General features: G+C 64.7%; 13 protein-coding genes. 1 reads left to right on the forward strand and 12 read right to left on the reverse strand.

Annotation, left to right across the window (positions count from 1 at the left end):
• Positions 1–15 precede the first annotated feature (15 nt).
• Complete coding sequence (locus AC1TPF_RS15120) at positions 16–1,431, reverse strand: sigma 54-interacting transcriptional regulator (protein WP_482137651.1); 1,416 nt, start codon at positions 1,429–1,431, stop codon at positions 16–18.
• A gap of 156 nt (positions 1,432–1,587) precedes the next feature.
• On the opposite strand from AC1TPF_RS15120, the gene AC1TPF_RS15125 reads away from it, so the two are divergent.
• Positions 1,588–2,841 (forward strand): CaiB/BaiF CoA transferase family protein, encoded by a 1,254-nt coding sequence (locus tag AC1TPF_RS15125; protein ID WP_482137649.1) that lies wholly within the window; start codon positions 1,588–1,590, stop codon positions 2,839–2,841.
• 102 nt (positions 2,842–2,943) lie between these two features.
• On the opposite strand, the gene AC1TPF_RS15130 is transcribed toward AC1TPF_RS15125, so the two are convergent.
• The 11 genes from AC1TPF_RS15130 to AC1TPF_RS15180 all read right to left on the reverse strand — a co-directional run bounded on the left by AC1TPF_RS15130 (position 2,944) and on the right by AC1TPF_RS15180 (position 17,258).
• On the reverse strand, positions 2,944–3,672 hold the full coding sequence (locus AC1TPF_RS15130; RefSeq protein ID WP_482137647.1) for a sulfite exporter TauE/SafE family protein: 729 nt from the start codon (positions 3,670–3,672) through the stop codon (positions 2,944–2,946).
• A 118-nt stretch (positions 3,673–3,790) separates the two neighbouring features.
• Complete coding sequence (gene purH / locus AC1TPF_RS15135; RefSeq protein ID WP_482137646.1) at positions 3,791–5,356, reverse strand: bifunctional phosphoribosylaminoimidazolecarboxamide formyltransferase/IMP cyclohydrolase; 1,566 nt, start codon at positions 5,354–5,356, stop codon at positions 3,791–3,793.
• Entirely contained in the window at positions 5,353–5,961 is a 609-nt protein-coding gene (gene purN / locus AC1TPF_RS15140) for a phosphoribosylglycinamide formyltransferase (RefSeq protein WP_482137644.1), read from the reverse strand. Before purN ends, purH begins: the two co-directional genes overlap by 4 nt.
• 120 nt (positions 5,962–6,081) lie before the next feature.
• Entirely contained in the window at positions 6,082–7,581 is a 1,500-nt protein-coding gene (locus AC1TPF_RS15145) for a cell division protein PerM (RefSeq protein ID WP_482144570.1), read from the reverse strand.
• Between the two features lie 183 nt (positions 7,582–7,764).
• A complete protein-coding gene (locus AC1TPF_RS15150; RefSeq protein ID WP_482137641.1) occupies positions 7,765–8,967 on the reverse strand; it encodes a DUF5336 domain-containing protein in 1,203 nt (400 codons plus the stop codon).
• 447 nt (positions 8,968–9,414) lie between these two features.
• Positions 9,415–11,067, reverse strand: a complete 1,653-nt coding sequence (locus AC1TPF_RS15155) for an AMP-binding protein (RefSeq protein ID WP_482137639.1) — start codon at positions 11,065–11,067, stop codon at positions 9,415–9,417.
• A gap of 27 nt (positions 11,068–11,094) precedes the next feature.
• Positions 11,095–11,931: an HpcH/HpaI aldolase/citrate lyase family protein gene (locus AC1TPF_RS15160; protein ID WP_482137637.1), complete on the reverse strand. Its 837-nt coding sequence runs from the start codon at positions 11,929–11,931 to the stop codon at positions 11,095–11,097.
• Between the two features lie 32 nt (positions 11,932–11,963).
• Complete coding sequence (locus AC1TPF_RS15165; RefSeq protein ID WP_482137635.1) at positions 11,964–12,482, reverse strand: MaoC family dehydratase; 519 nt, start codon at positions 12,480–12,482, stop codon at positions 11,964–11,966.
• Positions 12,479–13,651, reverse strand: coding sequence for an acyl-CoA dehydrogenase family protein (locus AC1TPF_RS15170; protein WP_482137634.1), 1,173 nt, complete (start codon positions 13,649–13,651; stop codon positions 12,479–12,481). The genes AC1TPF_RS15165 and AC1TPF_RS15170 overlap by 4 nt, the downstream gene beginning before the upstream one ends.
• Positions 13,648–15,663 carry an ATP-binding protein gene (locus AC1TPF_RS15175; protein WP_482137632.1) on the reverse strand — a complete coding sequence of 672 codons (2,016 nt, stop codon included), beginning with the start codon at positions 15,661–15,663 and terminating at the stop codon, positions 13,648–13,650. Before AC1TPF_RS15175 ends, AC1TPF_RS15170 begins: the two co-directional genes overlap by 4 nt.
• 11 nt (positions 15,664–15,674) lie before the next feature.
• A complete protein-coding gene (locus AC1TPF_RS15180) occupies positions 15,675–17,258 on the reverse strand; it encodes a carboxyl transferase domain-containing protein (RefSeq protein ID WP_482137630.1) in 1,584 nt (527 codons plus the stop codon).
• Between the last annotated feature and the right edge of the window lie 194 nt (positions 17,259–17,452).

Raw genomic sequence — 17,452 nt, forward strand, 5'->3', positions numbered from 1 at the left:
TCGAATTCTCTCGGTTCAGCCGTACACGGTCTGGCCGGTGCCGTCGGCTTCTTTGCCGATCCGCCGGGCCAGGAACAGACCCTCGAGCGCCAACTCGAGGGCACTGGCACGTTCTCCGTCGTCGATGACATCGAGTCGCTCGGCGATCTTGTTCACCACCGGCTCGGTGCCTTCCGGCATCGACGTCAGCAGATCGTTGGCAGAGACCCGGTCACCGGTCACCACCGGTTCACTGGCCTCGAGTGCGGTGACCAGCGTCGCCAGATCGACACCACCGAGGTGCTCGCGAACCGTGTCTGCGGTCGACTTACGCAGGAGATGCTCGAGGATCTCGATCTCACGGCCTTCTTCACCCGATTCGAACTCGACCTTGCCCCGGAGCACCTCGATCACCGACGAGAGGTCGACAACGCGTGCCACCGCAAGGTCCTCACCGAGCACCGCGGCCCGGTGCAGTGCCGCGGCGGCAACGGTTTCGGCGCCTGCGATGGCAAAGCGGGCCGAGACGCCCGATCGCTGATCGATCGCCGGGTTGTCGCGGACGTACCGGGTGAACCGCGCGATGATCTCGATGAGGAAGGTCGGCACGGTCGCCGTCAGGTCGGCTTCCTGCTCGATGACCGCGATCTCGTCCTCGAGTTCGATCGGATAGTGGGTACGGATCTCCGCACCGAAACGGTCTTTGAGGGGCGAGATGATCCGGCCGCGGTTGGTGTAGTCCTCGGGGTTGGCGCTGGCCATCAACACCACGTCGAGCGGCAACCGGAGGCTGTAGCCGCGGACCTGGATGTCGCGCTCCTCCATCACGTTGAGCATGGAGACCTGGATGCGTTCGGCGAGGTCGGGCAGCTCGTTGATCGCGATGATGCCGCGGTGCGCCCGCGGGATGAGCCCGAAGTGGATGGTCTCCGGATCCCCGAGGCTCCGTCCCTCGGCGACCTTCATCGGATCGACATCGCCAACCAGGTCACCCACCGAGGTGTCCGGGGTGGCGAGCTTCTCGGAGTAACGCTCGCTGCGGTGCCGCCAGCCGATCGGCAGGTCGTCGAGCAGGTTCGCGGCTTTGCGGATCGATGCCGGGGTGATCGGTTCGAACGGGTGCTCGTCGAGTTCCGAACCCTCGATGACCGGGGTCCACTCGTCGAGCAGGCCGACTATCGTCCGCAGCAAACGGGTCTTGCCTTGTCCACGTTCACCCAGCATCACCACGTCATGCCCGGCGAGCAGGGCCCGCTCGAGATGCGGGATCACGGTGGTCTCGAAACCCAGGATCCCGGGCCACGGGTCGACGCCTGACCGCAGTGCGGTCAGCAGGTTGTTGCGGATCTCGTCCTTCACGCTTCGCTGCACATGACCCGAGGCACGAAGCTCGCCGAGGGTCCGTGGAGAAGGGTGTGCCGAGCGGATTGTCGTCGTGTGGGGTGTGCTCACCTCTTCTACGCTACGAGGCCGCGCCCGGAAGTGCACTTGTTACGCCCGCAGAGGAACTCCTGGCGCCTTCTCAAAGCCCTCTCGAGTTACCCTTCCGCGACGCGCCCGACCGAGCCCGATTGCCGCCTGCGGCCAGCGATTCGACAAACTGAGGAGATGACAAGCACCACATCGTCTCAAGCGCAGGCATCGGGATCCGAGCCGGCAGTCCCCACCGGGGCACTCGACGGGATCCGGGTCCTGGAGCTGGGTTCGCTCATCGCCGGCCCTTTTGGTGCCCGTCTGCTGGGTGATCTCGGGGCGGACGTGATCAAGATCGAGGCGCCGAACTCCCCGGACCCGCTGCGCGGTTGGGGCCAGGCCGAACGCGACGGACACCACTTCCTGTGGACCGTCTACGCCCGCAACAAGCGAGCCATAACGCTGAACCTGCGCAGCGAACGCGGCCGCGAGATCTTTCTCGAGCTGGTGGAGCAGGCCGACATGATCGTCGAGAACTTTCGTCCCGGCACCCTCGAAAAACTCGACATCGGCTACGACGTACTCCGCGAACGCAATCGGGGCATCATCCTCGTCCGCGTGTCGGGATACGGACAGACCGGACCCGATGCAGGCCGCGCGGGATACGCCTCGGTTGCCGAAGCCGAAAGCGGTCTACGGCACCTCAACGGCTATCCCGACCAGCCGCCGCCACGCATCGCACTGTCGCTCGGGGACACGCTCGCCGGGATGTTCGCCGTGCACGGAGCGCTCGCCGCGCTCTACCGCCGCACCGTCACCGGCGAAGGTCAGATCGTGGACGTGGCGCTGAACGAGGCCTGCCTCGCGGTCCAGGAATCAACCATCCCCGACTACGACCAGGGCGGTGTGGTCCGCGGACCATCCGGCACCCGGCTCGCGGGCATCGCACCGTCGAACATCTACCCCACCGGTGACGGCAGCATGGTTGTCATCGGCGCCAATCAGGACACCGTCTTCCGACGCCTCTGCGCGGCGATGGGCAAACCCGAATTGGCGACCGATCCCCGATTTGCCGATCACGGGGCCCGCGGAGCGAACCAGGACGAGATCGACGAGATCATCGCCAAGTGGACCGCAGAGCAGCCCAAAGACCATCTCATCGCGCTGCTCAAAGAGGCCGGGGTGGTTGTCGGGCCGATCAACACCGTCGCCGAGGTGGTCACCGATCCCCAACTGCTGGCCCGGGACATGATCACCCCGCACTTCGACGAACGGATCGGCGAAGACGTCCTCGGTCCGGGCATCGTCCCCAAATTGACGGGCACCCCGGGCCGGATCCGCAATGCGGGGCCGTCTGTCCCCGGTCGTCACAACACCGAGGTCTTGAGTGAACTCCTGCACCTCGACGACGCGGCGATCAAGGCGTTGAAAGACGACGGCGTCCTCTGACCCACCCACTGTCAAGCAGACGCTCCGGATTTACGAGGACGCTCCACATATTTGTGGAGCGTCCTCGTATATCTGGAGCGTTTGGGGAAGTTCGGAAGCCGATCAGCGATAGGCCAACCAGATCGCCAGCCCAAAACCGGCGAATGCGATGGCAATTCGCAGCGGTGTCGCCGGGATCCGGGCCACCACCGGTGGTCCGACCCAGCCGCCTGCCAGGCATCCGACACCCATCGCGGCGGCGGCACCCCAGTCGATGGATCCGAAGAACACGAACACCAGGGCGGCAACGGCATTCGATGCGGCCAGCAACACCGACTTGAACAGCGTTGCCTGCCATATCGTCTGCGTCGTGGCGATGAGTGAGACGGCCAGGAAGATGATCCCGGCGCCGGCACCGAAATAGCCGCCATAGATGGCGATCACGAACACCGCGACGGGCAGAATCCCGGGAATGTCTCGATGGCCGGACATCCGGCGAATCATCGGCTGGCACAACACCGCAAGGGCCGCGACCGCCACCAGGTACGGGACCACGGTCTCGAACGTGCTCGCCGACGTCAGCAACAGGACCACCGCGCCGACAAGACCACCGGCACCGGCACAGCCCAGCAACGCCAGCAGGCGTCGGTCGAACGAGATGGATGCCCGCGCCGACGTCGCACTGCCGATACCGACCGGGATCAGGGCCACCGTATTGGTGACATTGGCGGTAATCGGTGGCAACCCCGCCAGCAACAGGGCCGGATAACTGACGAGGGATGCAAGTCCGGTCACGTAACCAACCACACCGGCAAGGAAGCCGGCGGCAATCAAGAACGCCAGTTCCGCCACCGCCGCAACCTACCTCACTGCCCCTCACTCCCGCTCCCCCGCAAACGCTCCGGAAATACGAAGACGCTCCACATATTTGTGGAGCGTCTTCGTATAGATGGAGCGTTTGCGGGTGGGGCTAGTGGGCGAAGTGCCGGGCCCCGGTCAGATAGAGGGTGATGCCTGCCTCGTTGGCGGCCGCGATCACCTCGTTGTCACGAATCGAACCACCGGGCTGCACAACAGCTTTCACGCCACCGTCGATGAGCACCTGCAGTCCGTCCGGGAACGGGAAGAACGCATCGGAGGCACCGACACTGCCACGAGCTCGGTCACCGGCACGCGTCACCGCGAGGTGCGCGGAGTCGACGCGATTGACCTGACCCATACCGACACCGACCGACGCCCGATCGGACGCCAGCAGGATCGCGTTGGACTTCACCGAGCGGCAGGCCCGCCAAGCAAACTCGAGGTCGGCCAGGGTTGCCGCATCGGCAGCTTCGCCTGCCGCCAACTGCCAGTTCTCCGGCGAGTCACCCTCGGCGTCGAGGATGTCGCGGTGCTGAACCAGCACCCCACCGCTCACCGGCTTCAGTTCGACGGCATCGCGGCGCGGGGGCTGCGCAAGCAACACCCGGACGTTCTTCTTGCGGGTCAGAACCGAAAGAGCACCATCTTCGAATCCCGGGGCGACGACGACCTCGGTGAAGATCTCCGCGATCTGCTCGGCCATCTGCAGGCTCACCGGCCGGTTCGCGGCGATCACTCCGCCGTACGCACTGACCGGATCGCACGCGTGCGCCTTGCGGTGCGCCTCTGCGACGTCGTCCGACGTGGCGATGCCACAGGGGTTGGCGTGCTTGATGATCGCCACCGCAGGGTCGGTGAAGTCATAGGCGGCGCGCCAGGCGGCGTCGGCGTCGGTGTAGTTGTTGTAGCTCATCTCCTTGCCGTGCAGCTGCTCGGCTTGGGCCAGGCCCGGGGCCTCGGTGCTGCTGACATACAGCGCGGCCGGCTGATGCGGGTTCTCGCCGTAGCGCAACACCGACGAGCGCTCCCAGCTCTTGCCCGCCCAGACGGGGAACTCGCTGTCGGGCTCGGGCGCGACGACGCGACCCATCCACTCCGCGACCGCGATGTCGTAGTCGGCGGTGTGGCGGAATGCCTTCGCGGCCAGCGACTTACGCTCGGAAAGCGTGAATCCCCCGGCCTCGACCGCAGCCAGGACGTCTGCGTAGTCGGTGGGGTCGACCACCACGCCGACGGACGGATGATTCTTGGCGGCACCGCGCACCATCGACGGTCCGCCGATATCGATCTGTTCGACGCACTCGTCAGGGGTCGCACCCGAAGCCACCGTCTCGGTGAACGGGTAGAGGTTCACGATGACCAGCTCGAACGCGGCGATGCCGAGTTCGGCGAGCTTCTCGACGTGCGCGTCCTTGCGGGTGTCGGCCAGGATGCCGGCGTGCACCACCGGGTGCAGGGTCTTGACCCGACCTTCCAGGCACTCCGGGAAGCCGGTCAGTTCGGAGACCTCGATGACCGGGACACCGGCCTCGGCGATCTTCTTGGCCGTCGAACCGGTCGACACGATCTCGACGCCGCCGGCATGCAGGCCCTTGGCCAGTTCGGTCAGCCCGGATTTGTCGTACACGCTGACCAACGCCCGACGGAAGGGCTTGCGCTGCAGGTCATTACTCACGGAATGTGGGCCTTTCGTCCTTCGATGACAACACCTTTGGTGGCAATCGAACGAACCACCGCTACAAGCAGCACCCGTTCGACCATCTTGATTCGTTCATGCAACGTGATTTCGTCGTCACTGGACTGCACGGCGACCGGGGCCTGCGCGAGAATCGGGCCGGTGTCCACGCCGCTGTCGACCAGGTGAATGGTCGAGCCGGTCACCTTGACACCGTGGGCCAGTGCATCGGCCACCGCGTGCGCGCCGGGGAACGACGGCAGCAACGCGGGGTGGGCATTGATGATGCGGCCACCGAAACGGGCGATGAACTCCGGCCCCAGGATCTTCATGAATCCCGCGGCCACCACCAGGTCGGGGTTGAACGCGGCGACGGTGTCGGCGAGCTTGCGATCCCATTCGGAGCGGTCGCTCGTCATCGGGACGATCGCAGTGTCCACGCCGCGTCGTCGCGCCGCCTGCTCGGCCGCACACTCACGGTCGGTCACCATCGCGACAACGTTGCCCGGATAGTCGTCGTCCTCGGCTGCGTCGAGCAATGCCGAAGCCAGCGAACCCGCGCCCGACGCGAGGATGACAACGGACACCGGGGTGACTGACGGCATGGCGTCCAGTGTGGAACTCCTCGAACTCTGGTTTGAACGGAAATCTACGACGACGCGGGCCCCTCATCGAGTGGTCCGCAGATGCCTCGTCTCGCGCTGTCGAGCCTAATCGCTGCTGTTTCAGCGAGGCCGTCGGGTACCGAACTCGTCGGTCGAGACCAATTCCTCGCCGCCGACGGCGTCGATCATCCCGGAGTCGGCATCATCCCAGTCGGTCTCGGTGACCCAATCGTCGACATCCCAGCCGTCGATCGCCGGGGCGACGTCGATCAGGACACCGGCGTCTGAATCGAGGATCGGGATCTCGGCCGGTTCGCGATACTCGATCTCCAGCTCTGCCGGGACCGCCTCTGCGGCTTCATCCAGGTCGTCGAACTCGTCGAGGTCCCGCGGGGCATAGTCGTCGTAGATCAGGTTCATGGCCCGCGCGCGAGCCCGCCGGGTCGACGGCAGCGCGCTGTGGATCAGGGCCATGACCGAACCGACAACGGCAATCCAGCCGAATGCGAAGACCCCCACCACCGGCAGGTTGACGCCGACCTCACCGAGCACACCGAGCTTTCCACCGGACACAGCCGAGGCCGCCACGATCGCCAAGGACGTCAGACCCGCGGCCACCACTACGGTGCGGATGTTGCGCAGCAGCGACAGATCCACGCACAGTCGGGCGACGATCAGCGACACCATCGCCGCGCCGGCAAGCAAGATCAGACCCCACCGGCCACCACCGCCGTCGGGAAGCACCGCCAGGATCGGCAGCGGCGGCACCTGTCCGCCGACCGAACCGAAGAGGTCGACGGTCGCGCCGCCGACCTGCACGGGCGCCCCGACCAACGCGGCCGCCGAACCGATCACCACGTTGGGCAGGTAGAGCAGCGAGAGCAAGAACAATCCGAGGACACCGGCCACACCATTGCTTGCCGACAGCAGCTCACCGGCGACGGACCAGTTGATGATCAGCCGGAAGGCGACAACCAATGCGCCCAGCGTGAACATCGCGATCACCGCGATAAAGCCACAGCGCAGACCCTTGAGTACCCAGTCGGCCACGCCGGTCCGCACCACAATCGTCGGCCACCACTTGTAGGCAACACCGCCGAGCGCGCCCACGGCCTGGACCGCGAACGTGCAGACGAAGGCCAGCAGCGCATTCGGGCTCTGCAAGGTCATCACCGTCGATGCATCCATCACCACGGCCAGCGACAGCACCGTGGCGAGCAGTGGTCCGCCAACGGCGGCGAGGATCACGGCCGCGACCTCGGAGTGCGGACGGTCGATGTCGGTCGCCCGGGCGGTGGACCGTCCCACCACGAACATCATCAGCAACGTGGGTGCCAGGGGCATCACACCGACGGTCACGTCGCCGACGGTCATGGGTACCTGATGAATTGCGAACCACATCGACGCCACCGTCGCGGGCAGACTCCCGAGGCCGTCCCCCACGCTCAGCAGGGTGACGATCGTGACCAGGATCAGAAGCGCCAGAGTGGCAGCTGTGGTCCCGAAGGCAAGCCGGACCAGCGCCCGGGTCGAATCCGCGGCACCAACCTCATCGGCGCGGCGCGAGCGGCGTATCTCGCGCAGACGCGCGGCGAGGTTTTCCGCTGTAGAACTGACCACTTGACCAGGGTGTCATTCGCATCGCGTACCGATGGTCAGGCGCGCCGAAGATATGCAGTTTACGAATTGATGAATTGACACACCTGGATAAAAAAACACACCGAACAGTTGTGACCTCAGGCCATAACTGTCCGGTGTGTACTTCGGTACGGGAATTGTTTCCGCACCCGATTCAGCAGGTTTCTAGCGCTCCGGTGACTTGAACTGAGTTGTCGGATCGCCGCCCTGGCTCGGGCGGTCCTCGGAGCTCGAAGCTCCCGGCACCTGATACGAGGTTGCCCCCGGATGTGCACCGGATGACGGAGCACTCGGCTGCGCGGACGAGGGGCTACTCGGCTGCGGTGTGGCAGATGGGTTCGCGGTCGGAACAGCCGTCGTCGCATCCGAACTGCCGGACTTGCTCTGCCCGCCCGTGTCTGCGGCGGACGGAGCATTCTGGCCGTAACCGGTCTGCGCGTATGGATTGCTCTGCGCGGCCTGGTGGCTACCGGAGCTCGATGCGCTCTGGCCGGACGATGCCTGGCCGTAGCCTGCGCCGTACCCGCTCGCCTGTCCGTATCCGCCACTCTGTCCGTAGCTCGGAGCCGATTCTGCTGCGGCCTGCTGCGAGCCGGTCGATCTGGACGATGTGGTCGCCGAGGCATCCGCCGATGCGGTCTTGATGATTCCGGCTTCGACCAGCAACCATGCCACCGCGACGGCAGCCTGGATGATGCCGAAGACGATCACCAGGATGAATCCGATGCCTGCGTCGCCCTCACCCTTGGTGAGGAACTGGAACAGGATCAGCAGTCCGCCGATCACCGAGAGGCCGGCAACCACACCGCTGAACTTTGTCTCCTGCTTGAGGAGCAACGTCGACAGTGCGACCAGGCCGGCGGCACCGAGGATGGTCAGCGCCGTCGCCTCCCACTGGAACATGTGGTTGTTCTCGAGGCCCTCCATGTCGATCACCGGGGCAAAGCCGAGGAAGAAGTTGATCAGACCGAGGGCGCCGAGCGCGTAAACCAGGTACGTCCCGATTGCGGCGGGCAGACCTTGCCGCGCCGCCGGCTGTGAGTAGCCCTGCTGGCCATAGCCATAGCCCTGCTGGCCATAGCCCTGCTGTCCGGCAGGTTGCTGCCCGGCAGGCTGCTGGCCGTATCCCTGCGGGGGCTGCTGGCCGTAACCCTGTTGCCCGGCAGGCTGCTGGCCGTATCCCTGCGGGGGCTGCTGGCCGTAACCCTGTTGCCCGGCAGGCTGTTGTCCGTATCCCTGGGTCGGCTGCTGGCCGTAACCCTGGCCGTATTGCGGCGCTCCGGCTTCGGGTTGTCCCGCGCCGGGGTACTGGGAGCCTTGGTACGGCTGCTGCGAGCCGTAGCCGGACCCCCCGGGTTGATAGCTCATTTTCCACTCCTGCGTTTGAGGACTTGGGTGTCGCGCCCCACGCTAGTACATCCGTCTGGGCCGACGGCGGCCGATTTGGTCGGGTTGTCCTACTTACAACCTACGGTCAGCGCCTGAACAGGTCGAACACTCTGATCGTCAGACCACAGGTCGGCACCCGAGGTCGGCGTATTTGCCACTTTGATCACCATATTTGATACCGGCCACCGTGGGCCGAACTCGCCGATTTCAGTCTGCGGATCCCGCCCGGACCGCTACACGCGCGCGCGGCCGAATCCGCCAGGCATGGAAGTGAAATGAATCGACCGGACCGTGAGAAACGTCGAATTGGACGCTGTGACCCAATTCAAAACAACCCGGCCACAATTTGTTTGAGTCCACGAAGAATATTCGGTCTCGCAGGCTGCGAATCGAATTACTGCCCAGAAACTTCCACGATCCGTACCGTCAGCTATCGAGGATCTCCAGTGCCTGCGCTCGCATCTGGACCTTGCGGACCTTGCCGGTCACGGTCATCGGGAACTCGTCGACCAAATGCACGTATTTGGGGATCTTGTGGCGGGCGATCTTGCCGTCCGCAAACGCATTGAGGTCGTCGACGGTGAAAGTGCCTGCACCGTCGCGCAATTGAATCCACGCCATCAGTTCCTCGCCGTACTTCTCATCGGGTACGCCGATCACCTGTGCATCGAGGATGTCCGGGTGCGTATACAGGAACTCTTCGATCTCACGCGGATAGATGTTCTCTCCCCCGCGGATCACCATGTCCTTGATGCGGCCGGTGATCTGGACGTAGCCGTGGCTGTCCATGACCGCCAGATCGCCGGTGTGCATCCAACCGTCGGCGTCGAGCACGTCAGCAGTCTTGTCCGGCTGGTTCCAGTACCCGATCATCACGCTGTACCCGCGGGTACAGAACTCGCCGGTCTCACCGCGGGCGACGATGTCACCGGTCACCGGGTCGATGATCTTGATCTCCAGGTGTGGTCCGACCCGTCCCACGGTGCCGACCCGTCGCTCGAACGTGTCGTCGGTGCGCGTCTGGGTCGACACCGGCGCGGTCTCGGTCATGCCATAACAAATCGACACCTCCGCCATGTGCATCTTGTCGATGACCTGCCGCATCACCTCGGCCGGACACGGTGATCCGGCCATGATGCCGGTCCGCAGCGAACTGAGGTCGTAGCTGTCGAAATCGGCCAGTGCCAGCTCGGCGATGAACATCGTCGGCACACCGTAGAGACTCGTACACTTCTCGGCTGCAACAGCTTTCAGCGACAATGACGGGTCGAAGCCCGGCGCCGGGATGACCATCGCGGCACCGTGGGTCGTGGCCGCGAGGTTACCCATCACCATGCCGAAGCAGTGATAAAACGGCACCGGGATACAGATGCGGTCCGCTTCGGTGTAGCCGCACAGCTCGCCGACCAGGTAGCCGTTGTTGAGGATGTTCCGGTGGGACAGTGTGGCGCCCTTGGGCTTCCCCGTGGTTCCCGATGTGTACTGGATGTTGATTGCGTCATCCTGACTCAGCGACGCGGCAATCTTGTCCAGGGCGGCGAGCTCGGATTCGGTTGGCGTGGCCAACAACTCATCCCACGCAGGGCTGTCGAGCAACACCACCGATTGCAATGCGTCGCAGTTGCCTAGAGCGGCGGAAAGCATGCCTGCGTAATCAGCACCGCGGAACTCACGGGCAGCGATGACCATGCGGGTACCGGATTGGGCCAGCGCGAACTCGATCTCGGTTTGCCGGTATGCCGGATTGAGGTTCACCAGGATGACGCCGAGTTCCGCAGCGGCGTATTGGGTCAGCACCCATTCGGCACAGTTCGGAGCCCACAGTCCCAGGCGATCACCGGGCCCCAACCCACTGCGCGACAGCCCGGCGGCAAGTGCACGAACCTGCTGCCGGAGTTCTTCATACGTCCACCGGCGACCCGTCGGAACGTCAACCAGGGCTTCGCTGTCGGGGAATCGCTCCGCGGTATCACGAAGCGATTCGCCGATGGTCAGCGTCAGCAGCGGTGGTTCTTCTTCACCTTTGGCGTACGAGCGCGGCACGCTTTCGGCACCCCTCGTAGACGAGCGGTCAGACATCGTTGTCTCCTCACCGGTCACACCTGGTCAAGCTGTTGCTGGATCAACCCTTCGCATGATGGCCTCGGCCTGTCCGAGCAGTGGCGAATCGATCATCTGACCGCCCACCCGAAAGACACCGCCGACATTGTCTGCAGCGGCCGCGAGCACTTCGCGTGCCCACTTGACCTCGCCATCGGTGGGGCGATATGCCGCCCGCACGATGTCGACCTGGGACGGATGGATACATGCCGTCGCCTCGTAGCCCAGATTCACCGCGTCGAGGGCTTCCAACTGCAAACCTTCGGTGTCGGCGATCTCGATGTGTACCGAGTCGATGGCAAAACGTCCGTGACTGGCACAGGCCAACCGGACCATGCCGCGAACCTGGCGGGCCACGTCGCGGTACCGGCCGGCGTTTTCCTCGGCGGCGGTGAACCGGCTCGACCGGCCACCCATCGCGGCGATCAGATCTTCGGCACCCCACATCAGTCCGATGCAGTTGGGCGCCGCGGCGATCTGATCCGCCTGGGTGGCCCCGAGCGGGGTCTCCACCAGCGCAACCACCTGGTATCCGATCGCCAGCAACTGGTCCGCGCTTTCGGCTTTCGCCAGCATCACGACGCGATAGTCGGTCTGTGCCAGCGCCTTGAGATCCTTGAGATGATCGCCGGTGCCGGCCGGATTGATCCGGACCATGGTGATGTTGGGGTCGATCGGGTTGTTGATCAACGCCTCGCGCGCATCGTCGCGGGCTTCGGGACGGACCGCATCCTCGAGATCGATGATCACCGCGTCGGCACGTTCGGCAGCCTTGGCGTATCGCTCCGGCCGATCAGCCGGGACGAACAAAATCGCCGGCCCCGGTGGACTCCAGTTCGTCACCGATTTCCCTCCTGTGCGTTCTACCTCAATGGTCACGGGTTCTTCCGAACCAATGTCGATCGCTGTGCAAGAGCAACTATGTCACCATGCTGATTCTTTCCTATATGACGCAGGGACACCACGCCTTCACCGGGCCTTGATTTGCTTTCCCTCTTCCCGGTGCAGACGGTTTCCGCGTACAGCGTGTCGCCACCGAAGAGCGGCTTGGGGAAGGCGATCTCCGAAAAACCGAGGTTGGCCACCAAGGTGCCCTGGGTCAGCTGACTCACCGACAGTCCCACGATGGTGGACAACGTGAACATCGAATTGATCAGGCGCTGACCACCGAATCCCGGCTGCTCTGCGGCGAACGCCGCGTCGAGGTGCAGGGCCTGGGTGTTCATCGTCAGCGTTGTGAACAGCACGTTGTCGGCCTCGGTGACCGTCCGGCCGGGACGGTGTTCGTAGACGGTGTCGATCTCGAACTCTTCGAAGTACAGACCGCGCTGCGTGACGCGTTTCGGTTCCCCACCGGAGTTGGTGTTCATTTCACTGCCCGACGTGGTGCTCATGCGAACCCCAGCTCACGTGCGATCAGCATCAACTGGACCTCGGTGGTGCCCTCACCGATCTCGAGGATCTTCGAGTCGCGGTAGTGGCGTGCCACGGGGTACTCGTTCATGAATCCGTAGCCACCGTGAATCTGGGTTGCCATGCGGGCATTGTCCATCGCCGCCTCGCTGGACACGAGCTTGGCGATCGCGGCTTCCTTCTTGAAAGGCTTGCCTGCCAGCATCTTCGATGCAGCGTGGTAGTAGGCCGTGCGTGCCGTGTGGGCCCGCGCCTCCATCCGCGCAATCGAGAACGACACCGATTGGTAGTCGCCGATGGGGCGGCCGAACGATTGGCGCTCCTTGGCGTACTTCACGCTCTCGTCCACACACCCCTGAGCAACACCGGTCGCCAGCGCGGCGATCGCAATCCGTCCCTCATCGAGGATCGACAGGAAGTTGGCGTAACCCCGACCGCGTTCGCCGAGGAGGTTCTCCGCGGGCACCCGCGCGTCGTCGAAGCTCAGCGGGTGCGTGTCAGAGGCATTCCAGCCAACCTTGTTGTACGCCGGTTCAGCGGTGAATCCCGGTGTGCCACTGGGCACGATGATGGTCGAGAGCTCCTTGCGGGGACGGCCGTCAGCGCCGGGCGAACGAGTACCGGTGACAGCGGTGACCGTGACCAGCGAGGTGATGTCGGTGCCGGAGTTGGTGATGAACTGCTTGGAGCCGTTGATCACCCACTGATCGCCGTCTTCCTTGGCGGTGGTGGCGGTGGCCCCGGCATCAGAACCGGCGCCGGGTTCGGTGAGACCGAATCCGGCCAACTTCTTTCCGGCGGTCAGGTCGGGCAGCCAGGTCTGCTTCTGCTCCTCGTTGCCGAACCGGTAGATCGGCATCGCACCCAGGCCGACGCCTGCCTCGAGGGTGATGGCAACGGACTGATCGACTTTGCCGAGTTCTTCCAGTGCCAGTGCCAGGGCGAAGTAGTCGCCGCCCATGCCGCCGTACTCTTCCGGGAACGGCAGACCGAACAGGCCCATCTCCCCCATCTGCCGAACCACGTCGTACGGAAAGCTGTGCTCGGCATCATGTTTGGCCGATACCGGTGCAACCACCTGCTGCGCAAAATCGGCAACGGTTTTGCGGAGTTCGTCGTATTCCGCGGTCAAGTCGTCGGTGACGGTCATTCGGGTGTTCCTTCCGGGTTGTCTGTCGCTGTGTGATCGATCACGACCGCCAGCGCTTGGCCGGCGGTGACTTTGTCACCGACCTTCACATTGACGGTGAGATCGCCGCCGCGCGGAGCGGTCAGGGTGTGTTCCATCTTCATTGCTTCGACCACCAGTACCGGCGCACCGGCCTCGACCGCTTCGCCACCGGGATTGAGCACCGCCACAACCGTTCCCGGCATCGGACTGGTGATCTCACTGAGGGCTTCGTCATCGGCCGACGAACGCAGGAGATGGGCCGTCGCGACCTCCCAGATGCCATCGGGACCGCTGATCCAATACTTCTGGTGGTTCTCGTGGCCCAACTCGGCGTCCGGATCGGATTCGGCGATGAGCCAGCGGGCACCGTCACCGTCAACCGTGAGTCGCTCGCCGTGCAGCGCCGCCGACGCCTTCCAGTCCCCGATCTCCACGTGCGCATCGGTCTCCGGTCCGGTCACTGACACGGTGACTTTCTCGTCGCCGACCTGCAGGCGCGTCCGGGTGGCAGCGGCGCCGCCGATCCGCCAGCCGACCTCAGAGGTCCACGGCGTGCCCGCATGTCGCGCGCGGCGGGTCCGGTGCAGGCCGACGAGGGCCAACGCTTCGGCCGGGACGGCGGGGGGCGTGTAGTCGACGATGAGACGATCGAGCAGTTCGGTGTCGAGGTCACCATCGCGAACCCGGGGTTCATCGAGCACAAACCGACAGAAATCGATATTGGTGCGCAACCCGAGGACGTGGGTGTCGGCCAGTGCGGCGCCCAGTCGTTCGATGGCATCAGCGCGATCTTCGCCGTGGACGATGACCTTCGCCAGCATGGGGTCGTAATCGCTGCCGACGACCCCACCGGTGACGATGCCGGAGTCGACCCGGATTCCAGGTCCGCTCGGCTCGTCGACCAACAGCAGTTGCCCGCCGGTCGGCAGGAATCCGGCTGCCGGATCCTCCGCGTAGACGCGCGCCTCGATGGCATGACCGGTCATGGTCACGTCGTCCTGACCGAAGTCCAGCTTTTCGCCTGCGGCAACCCGTAGCTGCCATTCGACCAGATCGATGCCGGTGACCAACTCGGTGACCGGATGTTCCACCTGCAGACGGGTGTTCATCTCCATGAAGAAGAACTCGTCGGGGCGATGCGCCGAGACGATGAACTCCACCGTTCCGGCACCGGTGTAGCCGACCGATCGAGCGGCGTCGCAGGCCGACGCGCCGATCCGGGCCCGCGTTGCGGGATCCAGCAGCGCGGACGGGGCCTCTTCGATGACCTTCTGATGCCGTCGCTGCAGCGAACACTCACGTTCCCCGAGGTGCACGACGTTGCCGTGCGTATCGGCGAGGACCTGCACCTCGATGTGGCGCGGGGTGTCGACGAACCGCTCCAGGAACAGGGTGTCGTCGCCGAATGCGGCTCCGGCCTCACGACGGGCGGTGTTCAATGCGGCCGGAAGTCCGGCCGCATCCTCGACCCGATGCATACCCTTGCCGCCACCGCCTGCGCTCGGCTTGATCAGTACCGGGAACCCGATATCAGATGCTGCCGCGATCAATTCATCGTCGGTCAGACCCGGTCGAGAGATGCCCGGAACCACCGGGACGTCGCGCTCCGCGACCGCCGCGCGGGCAGCTATCTTGTCACCCATGACCTCGATGGCCTGGGTCGGCGGGCCGAGGAACAGGATCGAGGCTTCTTGCAGTGCTCGCGCGAAAGCTGCGTTCTCCGAGAGGAATCCGTACCCGGGGTGCACCGCATCGGCGCCAACACGCTTGGCCGCGTCGATCACCTTGCCGATATCGAGGTAGCTCGCCGTGGCCGCCGCGGGTCCGATGTGCACGGCCTCGTCGGCAAGGCGTACGTGCAGCGAATCGGCATCAGCATCGGAATACACTGCAACGCTGCGGATTCCCTGCGCCCGCAGGGTACGGATGACCCGGCAGGCGATCTCGCCCCGGTTGGCGATGAGAACTTTTTTGATTGTCTTGGTTGCCATGGAGGTGCCTCTCACATCCGGAAGACGCCGTAGGACACCGGCGCCAACGGCGCGCGGCGTGCGGAAGCCAGCGCCAGCCCGAGCACGGTGCGGGTGTCGGCCGGGTCGATGACACCGTCGTCCCACAACCGAGCGGTCGAGTAGTAAGCGCCGGACTGATTCTCGAACTGTTCCCGGATCGGAGCCTTGAAGGCTTCCTCGTCGGCGGGGTCCCACTGCTCGCCACCGCGTTCGATCTGGTTGCGGCGCACCGTTCCCAGAGTGTCGGCGGCCTGCGGCCCACCCATCACCGAGATCCTGGCATTCGGCCACATCCACAGGAAGCGAGGCGAATACGCCCGGCCACACATCGAGTAGTTGCCTGCTCCGAACGAGCCGCCGATGATCACGGTGAACTTGGGCACCCGGGCACAGGCCACCGCGGTGACCATCTTGGCACCGTTCTTGGCGATACCACCCTGCTCGTATTCCCGTCCGACCATGAAGCCGGTGATGTTCTGCAGGAACACGAGCGGGATCTTGCGCTTGTCGCACAGCTCGATGAAATGTGCGCCCTTGAGGGCACTTTCACTGAACAGCACGCCATTGTTGGCGATGATCCCGACCGGATGTCCATGGATGTGGGCAAACGCCGTCACCAGCGTGGTGCCGTATCCGGCCTTGAACTCGTTGTATTCGCCGCCGTCGACAACTGTTTCGATCACGCCGCGCACGTCGTAGGGGGTGCGGGCATCCGTCGGAACGATGTCGTAGAGGTCCGTCTGCGAAACTTTCGGTTCCCGCACCGGCTGCACCTCCCACTGCGGCGCCTCCTGCGGACCGAGGGTCGACACGATGCGACGAACCCGCTCGAGAGCGTCTTCGTCGTTGTCGGCGAGGTGGTCGGTCACGCCCGACACCGTCGAGTGCATGAGACCGCCACCGAGATCTTCGGCGGTGACGTCTTCACCGGTGGCCGCCTTCACCAGCGGCGGACCGGCCAGGAAGATGGTGCCCTGATCACGCACGATCACCGTCTCGTCACTCATCGCAGGCACATACGCACCACCGGCGGTCGAGGAGCCCAGGACCGCCGAGATCTGCGCGATGCCCGCGGCGCTCATGTTGGCCTGGTTGTAGAAGATCCGACCGAAGTGGTCGCGGTCTGGGAACACCTCGTCCTGCTCCAGCAGCATCGCGCCGCCCGAATCCACCAGGTAGATGCAGGGCAGCCGATTGGCGGCCGCGATCTCCTGCGCGCGCAGGTGCTTCTTGACCGTCACCGGGTAGTAGGTGCCGCCCGATACGGTGGCATCGTTCGCGATGATCAGGCATTCCCGCCCGGCCACCCTGCCGATACCGGCGATCACGCCGGAAGCAGGCGCCTTGCCGCCGTACATGTCCTCGGCCGCCAGCGGAGCGATCTCGAGAAACGGGCTGCCGGCGTCGAGCAACGTGTCGATCCGGTCGCGGGGCAGCAACTTGCCCCGGGACAGGTGACGCTCGCGGGCCTTGTCACCGCCGCCACGTGCGACGCGACTGAGCCGTTCTCGCAGCTCGGTGACGTTTTTTTCGTGCGCCTGCCGCCACTGGCCTGCGACTGCGGTTGTGGACACCTGCGCCCACCTTTCAGTTAGGAGCGATTAACTGAATTGGACGTTACGCGCCTTCCGGTCCAATTGTCACGTGTTTCCGAACGGCGATGTCGCGGTTGCCCACATCGGCCGTCGCCGAGCGATGCCCGTGTCGGCCTCGACGCGAGTCGGCATATGTGGGCGCGGTCACAGGCTGCAGTACGATCGGCTTACCG

It is taken from the genome of Williamsia sp. Y853, assembly GCF_056786495.1.

Bases quoted from the DNA above. Each gene is read 5' to 3' on its own strand.
- AC1TPF_RS15125 (WP_482137649.1), top strand. From the start codon at position 1,588: ATGACAAGCACCACATCGTCTCAAGCGCAGGCATCGGGATCCGAGCCG.
- purN (WP_482137644.1), bottom strand. From the start codon at position 5,961: ATGCCGTCAGTCACCCCGGTGTCCGTTGTCATCCTCGCGTCGGGCGCG.
- AC1TPF_RS15150 (WP_482137641.1), bottom strand. From the start codon at position 8,967: ATGAGCTATCAACCCGGGGGGTCCGGCTACGGCTCGCAGCAGCCGTAC.
- AC1TPF_RS15155 (WP_482137639.1), bottom strand. From the start codon at position 11,067: ATGTCTGACCGCTCGTCTACGAGGGGTGCCGAAAGCGTGCCGCGCTCG.
- AC1TPF_RS15165 (WP_482137635.1), bottom strand. From the start codon at position 12,482: ATGAGCACCACGTCGGGCAGTGAAATGAACACCAACTCCGGTGGGGAA.
- AC1TPF_RS15170 (WP_482137634.1), bottom strand. From the start codon at position 13,651: ATGACCGTCACCGACGACTTGACCGCGGAATACGACGAACTCCGCAAA.
- AC1TPF_RS15175 (WP_482137632.1), bottom strand. From the start codon at position 15,663: ATGGCAACCAAGACAATCAAAAAAGTTCTCATCGCCAACCGGGGCGAG.